This window comes from Mesorhizobium sp. dw_380 (assembly GCF_018588885.1).
Taxonomy (GTDB): domain Bacteria; phylum Pseudomonadota; class Alphaproteobacteria; order Rhizobiales; family Rhizobiaceae; genus Mesorhizobium.
Genome location: NZ_JAFFIW010000089.1, coordinates 1 through 4667 on the forward strand (window position 1 = coordinate 1; position 4667 = coordinate 4667).

At 65.8% G+C, this 4667-nt stretch carries 5 protein-coding genes; 4 read left to right on the forward strand and 1 reads right to left on the reverse strand.

The genetic code is table 11. The annotated features are described in order from the left end of the window. Positions 1–417, reverse strand: a 417-nt coding sequence (locus JT360_RS32805; RefSeq protein WP_250889241.1) for a hypothetical protein, incomplete at its 3' end; no start/stop codon positions are given. A gap of 278 nt (positions 418–695) precedes the next feature. Here JT360_RS32805 and JT360_RS32810 point away from each other — a divergent pair. The 4 genes from JT360_RS32810 (at position 696) to mtaB (ending at position 4205) form a co-directional block, all read left to right on the forward strand. Beyond that, positions 696–1700: an MBL fold metallo-hydrolase gene (locus JT360_RS32810; protein WP_250889242.1), complete on the forward strand. Its 1005-nt coding sequence runs from the start codon at positions 696–698 to the stop codon at positions 1698–1700. A gap of 72 nt (positions 1701–1772) precedes the next feature. Continuing rightward, complete coding sequence (locus tag JT360_RS32815; protein ID WP_214477534.1) at positions 1773–1934, forward strand: DUF1328 family protein; 162 nt, start codon at positions 1773–1775, stop codon at positions 1932–1934. Between the two features lie 73 nt (positions 1935–2007). Further along, positions 2008–2892, forward strand: a complete 885-nt coding sequence (dapF, locus tag JT360_RS32820; protein ID WP_214477535.1) for a diaminopimelate epimerase — start codon at positions 2008–2010, stop codon at positions 2890–2892. Beyond that, positions 2892–4205 (forward strand): tRNA (N(6)-L-threonylcarbamoyladenosine(37)-C(2))-methylthiotransferase MtaB, encoded by a 1314-nt coding sequence (gene mtaB / locus JT360_RS32825; RefSeq protein WP_214477537.1) that lies wholly within the window; start codon positions 2892–2894, stop codon positions 4203–4205. The genes dapF and mtaB overlap by 1 nt, the downstream gene beginning before the upstream one ends. Positions 4206–4667: the final 462 nt, after the last annotated feature.

Consider the following 4667-nt stretch of genomic DNA (forward strand, 5'->3'; position numbering starts at 1 on the left):
GGGTCGCCGCCGGTTCGTGGCGGCTGGCCGGCGCCGGGGGGTGCGACGCACTGCCGGGGCCCCAGCAACCAACTTGTGCTGCAGCGTCTCGGTTTTACAGCTGCTGCCGGAAACGCGTGCCTTCCAGACACCGGCGAACCCTGACGCACTTAGGTCCGCGCGGCCGGCGGACGCGGCTCCGTACCGCGGCAGGGACGCGACCTGCGAGTTTGCCGGCGCGGTCGGGAACTGCGACGGGTCGGTGGCGCCGGGCGAGGCCGGCGGCGGCAGCTGGTTGGAGGTCACCTGGCCGGCCGGAGCCGGCTGCAGCGGCGCCGGCTGCTGGTCGTCCATGGACGAGAAGCGTGAGGTCGAGCAGCCGCTCGCAACGAGCGCAGCCAGCGATACGGCCACCAGGCCACTTTTCGAAAAATTCATTCCAACCTCCGTCGGATCCGGCTGGGGGGACGCCGTCCGCGCAATTTCACCTCCACCAAGACGGAGAAGGTGGCGAAATTTCAACCCGATATGGTTAAAATAGGGTTTGCGGCAAAAATTGTTGCAAATTTATCGCAGTCGGCATGGCCGCATTCGCCTGCCGCCCACGGCCAGTGGTCCAGCCACGCGGCATTCCCCTAAGGCAATCAGCCGGCAAATGCTTGCACCAATCGGCGCAGAGCCTATGTCTAGGAGCCGAAACCGCTGGAGCGCCGATCTTGGCCGCAGGAAAGAAAGCCGCCAACCGCTATTACAGCGGCCCGCCCAGCAACCATTTCGATGGCACCCTCTTCTTCAATCCCGGCGGCCAGCTGCCCGGCCGTTTCGCTGACGTGTTGAAATGGCAGTTCAACGGCCAGCGTGCGAAATGGCCCGCCGCCGACCCGAGTCCTTTTCCGCAGGCAAAGCCGGCGACGAAGATCGAAGGCGCCGATCTTACGGTGACCATGGTCGGCCACTCCACGCTGCTGGTCCAGACCGCCGGGCTGAACATCCTCACCGATCCGGTCTGGTCGCAACGCGCATCGCCGTTTTCCTTCGCCGGACCGAAGCGCGTCAACCCGCCGGGCATCGCCTTTGCCGATCTGCCGCCCATCGACCTCGTGCTGGTCAGCCACAACCATTATGACCATCTCGATCTCGCCGCGCTCAGGCAGTTGAAGGCCGGCCATGACCCGCTGGTGGTCACTCCGCTCGGCAATGATGTGCTTATCCGCGCGGCGGTTCCCAGCATGCGGCTGTCGGCGCATGACTGGGGCGACAGGGTCGAAATAGGCACCGGCGTTTTCATCCACATCGAGCCGGCGCATCACTGGTCGGCGCGCGCCGCCCGCGACCGCCGCATGGCGCTGTGGGCCGGCTTCGTCATCGAAACGCCGGGCGGAAGAATCTATTTCGCCGGCGACACCGGCTTCCACGACGGCATCAATTACCGGCTGCTGGCTGAGAAGCATGGCGGCTTCCGCTTCGCCATCCTGCCGATCGGCGCCTACGAGCCGCGCTGGTTCATGGCTCCGCAGCACCAGAATCCGGAGGAAGCCGTGCAAGGCATGAAGCTGTGCAACGCAGCCCATGCGGCCGGCTGCCACTGGGGCACCTTTCAGCTCACCGACGAGCCGATCGACGAGCCGACGCTGAAGCTGGCCGAGGCGCTTGATGCCGAGGGCGTGCCTAGCGAGCGCTTTCGCGCCTTGCGGCCAGGCGAGGTCTGGGACGTGCCTTGAGTGCAGGCCGGAACCCAAGCGCGCCAGCCGCGTTTTCATTCAGTTTCAATCCGTGGCCCGCGAGGCATCACCATGCTCAGATGGATCATCATTCTCCTGATCATCGCCGCTGCGGCGAGCCTTCTCGGCATGCCGGCGCTTGCCGGGGCCGCAGCCACGGGGGCGCGCATCCTCATCGGCATCGTGCTGATCATTTTCCTGCTGGTCTTGTTTGGCGTCTTCGCGGTGACGTAAAGCGGCTGCGCACTGGTAATTCCCGCCCGTTTCCGCCATATAGCGCCGAACGGACACGGAATTTCGCGGAGCAATGGCAAGCACGGCCCCTTTCGCCAAGATGAACGGCATCGGCAACGAGATCATCGTTGCCGACATGCGCGGCCGTGCCGATCAAGTGACGGCAGCTGCAGCCCTTGCGCTGAACGCCGATGCCGCGACCCGCTTCGACCAGATCATGGCGATCCATGATGCGAAGACGCCGGGCACTGCCTACTATATCGACATCCTGAATTCCGACGGCACCAGTGCGCAGGCCTGCGGCAACGGCATGCGCTGCGTCGTGCAGGCGCTTGCCGCCGAGACCGGCCAGAAGACCTTCACCTTCGAGACCCGCGCCGGCATCCTCAATGCCAGGGAACATGCCGACGGCTTGATCTCGGTCGATATGGGCACGCCGCGTTTCGGCTGGCAGGACATTCCGCTCGCCGAAGAGTTCCGCGACACCCGCATGATCGAATTGCAGATCGGCCCGATCGATGCGCCGGTGCTGCATTCGCCCTCCGTCGTCTCGATGGGCAACCCGCACGCCATCTTCTGGGTCGACCGCGACGTCTGGTCCTACGAGCTCGACCGGTTCGGGCCGCTCTTGGAAAACCACCCGATCTTCCCCGAGCGCGCCAACATCACCATCGCTGAGGTGACTTCACCCGAAACCATGATCATCCGCACCTGGGAACGCGGCGCCGGCCTGACCAAGGCTTGCGGCTCGGCGTCTTGCGCCGCGGTGGTGGCCGCAGCCCGTACCAGGCGGACCGGGCGCAGCGTCAGCCTGCTGACACCCGGCGGCGGCACGCTGCAGGTCGAATGGCGCGACGATGACCATGTCATTCTCACCGGTGCCGCCGAATGGGAATTTTCCGGCAGCTTCGATCCGTCGACCGGCGCCCGGGCCCGCGACACCGAAAGCGCGGCCTGATGTCGGCTCTCTCCAAGAGCCCCGTCTCCAGGGGTATCGACGTCGTGACGTTCGGCTGCCGGCTGAACACCTATGAATCCGAAGTGATGCGGCGCGAGGCCGAAAGTGCCGGTCTCGGTGCGCTGGACGGCGGCGCCGTGATCTTCAACACCTGCGCCGTCACCGGCGAGGCCGTGCGCCAGGCCAAGCAGGCGATCCGCAAGGCGCGCCGCGACAACCCGCAGGCGCGCATCATCGTCACCGGCTGCGCCGCGCAGACCGAGCCTGAAAAATTCGTCGCCATGGACGAGGTCGATCTCGTGCTTGGCAATGAGGAGAAGCTGAAGGCGCATTCCTATCGTGCGCTGCCGGACTTCGGCGTCAACGACACCGAGAAGGCCCGCGTCAACGACATCTTTTCGGTGCGCGAGACCGCTGGCCACATGGTCGACGCCATCGAAGGCCGGGCACGCGCCTTCGTCCAGGTGCAAAATGGCTGCGACCATCGCTGCACCTTCTGTATCATTCCCTATGGCCGCGGCAATTCGCGCTCGGTGCCGATGGGCGCCGTGGTCGAGCAGGTCAAGCGGCTGGCCGGCAACGGCTACGCCGAGATCGTGCTGACCGGCGTCGACATGACTTCGTTCGGCGCCGACCTGCCGGGCGCGCCAAAACTTGGGCGACTGGTGAAGACGATCCTCAGGCAGGTGCCCGACGTGAAGCGGCTGCGCCTCTCCTCGATCGATTCGATCGAGGCCGACGACGATTTGCTCGACGCCATAGCGACCGAACCCAGGCTGATGCCGCATCTGCATCTGTCCCTGCAATCGGGCGATGACATGATCCTGAAGCGCATGAAACGCCGGCATCTGCGCGATCAGTCGATCCGCTTCTGCGAGGATGTGCGCAAATTGCGCCCCGGCATCGTCTTCGGCGCCGACATCATCGCCGGCTTCCCGACCGAAACCGACGACATGTTCGAGAACTCGGAAAAAATCGTCGCTGAATGCGGCCTGACCCACCTGCACGTCTTCCCGTTCAGCCCGCGCGAAGGCACGCCCGCCGCGCGCATGCCCCAAGTGCGCCGCGAAGTGGTCAAGCAACGCGCCGCCCGGCTGCGCGCCGCCGGCGAAGCTGCCTATGTCAGGCACCTGTCCTCGCTTGCCGGAACGCGCCAGTCGATCCTGATCGAGCGTGACGGCCTTGGCCGCACCGAGGGTTTCACGCTTGCCGCACTCGGCACCGGCGCGCCGGGCGAGATCGTCGAAGCCGACATCACAGGTCACGATGGTACCAGGCTGATCGCGGCCCCGCTTGCCGCCCGCGCCGCCTGAGAAACGCAAAGCATGGCTAGTTTTTTCAAGAAGATATTTTCGTTCGGCAAGAAAGAAATTGTCGAGGAGCGCATCGACGAGACCGCGCCCCTCCCGCCGATCAAATGGGACGCGCTGGATGCGCTGAAACCGGCGGCCGAGCAGGTCGTTCCGGAGTTTCTGAAGCGCGAGGAGCCTGAACCAGCACCTCACCCTCCCCTCGATGGGGAGGGTCGACGTGAAGCTGCGGGGAGGGGTGAAGCCGCGCCAGATCACCCCCACCCCCGAGCTGCGCTCGGGACCTCCCCCCAATCGAGGGGGAGGTAACACGCGCCGTCAAGGACCGCCGGGCGGGGCGACACAGCGACCAGCTACACCACACCCCCACCGCCCCCCGCCGCGAGCGCTGCCGCCGCGCGCAGCCGGCAGCCCCGCACCCGGCGGGAGGGCAGCAGGGCCCGGCGCAATAGCGACGGAGACAGG

What these genes read in the sequence shown, in the direction of transcription:
- mtaB (WP_214477537.1), top strand. Translation starts at nt 2,892, where the DNA reads ATGTCGGCTCTCTCCAAGAGCCCCGTCTCCAGGGGTATCGACGTCGTG.
- JT360_RS32815 (WP_214477534.1), top strand. Translation starts at nt 1,773, where the DNA reads ATGCTCAGATGGATCATCATTCTCCTGATCATCGCCGCTGCGGCGAGC.
- dapF (WP_214477535.1), top strand. Translation starts at nt 2,008, where the DNA reads ATGGCAAGCACGGCCCCTTTCGCCAAGATGAACGGCATCGGCAACGAG.